The following is a 1,277-nucleotide window of genomic DNA, read 5'->3' on the forward strand; positions in this document are numbered from 1 at the left end:
AGCTGATCTTCCGTTGCCGCTCTGCCGCTTGTAATATTCGGGTTCTTTACGTCCCACGTCGTATTGCTTAGGCCGCCTACATAGCTTCCTCCGCCTTGTCGACCTATACTTACTCCGCCGACACCGATATTGCCGTTTACACCGTCAATACTTACGGCTCCGGCACCGCTGCCGATGGTCAATTTGTCCGAAAGGCCTACGACAACCTTACCGCCGCTTACGGACGTGCGTACATTCGTACCGTCGCCGCCGATAGCCACCGTTTCGCCCAAGCCTTTCATAATCGACCAGCCGTCATCAGTAGTCACGCCGAATCCCTTACGGCTTATACTGTCCGCCATATCATGAAGTTGGCCGCCGTTAACGGCATCCGTACTGCCGGCACCGATACGTCCTGCCGCTACATTCGTAATGACCTTATTACCCGCATCGATACCGTTTTTCGTAACTGAAGGGCCACCGTTAATAACCAGTCCGTCAGAGGTTACTATCGTATCACCGGTCGTCACCTTATTGGCCGTAACCGTGTCAACGCGCACATCCTTATTCAGAGATACGCGAACCTTGCCGTTTTCAATGGACGTGGAAATATTGGTTCCGTCGCCGCCGATGCCGACTGTTTCACCCAAGTTCTTCTTAACCGACTTACCGTCATCAGCCGTCACACCGAAGGCTCCCTGTTTGATCCCGTCTACAGCCTTGTCAAGCTGCCCCTTATTGACCGCATCGTGTTCGTCTTCGCCGTCTTTAAGGTTCGTAATGCGATTGTTCGTTACGTTAATATTGCCGCCCGTAATCGTTACGGCATCTTCACAATGGTCTTTCAAGGTTATCTTCGTATCGCCGTTAGAAATAGAGGTAATGCCTCTCAAGTCCTTAGCCAAACGAACCTTCAGGTTATCTGTTCCGTCGGAGACGACACCGATATTATCCTCTGTCGTAAGCAGAGTTCTGTTTGTAATACCGCCGATAACGGAAACCTTATTGTTCAATTTTTTAATAATATCCGTTCCCGTATCGCCGCCGAAGACCATGCCGTCTTCCATCGTTGCAACTTGATGCTCTCCCGTCTTGTCTTCATAAACGATACGCGTAATTCCGTCCGTACCGTCTACACCTTTTTCACCCTTAATTCCCTTGGAGGCATCATCATAACCGTTCTTCACAGTCAGGTCGATACCGTTCGTACCGTCCTTACCGTTAGTTCCTGCCGGCCCGGTTAAGCCGATATGGCCCACACCGTCCTTACCGTATACGGTTACGGCATCCTTACCGTC

General features: G+C 51.0%; 1 pseudogene. It reads right to left on the reverse strand.

The window, feature by feature from the left end:
* Positions 1-1,277, reverse strand: a pseudogene (locus PGX78_RS07595) (hemagglutinin); the annotation flags it as partial.

Source organism: Megasphaera sp. AF13-6AC (assembly GCF_027685385.1).
GTDB classification, from domain to species: domain Bacteria; phylum Bacillota; class Negativicutes; order Veillonellales; family Megasphaeraceae; genus Megasphaera; species Megasphaera micronuciformis.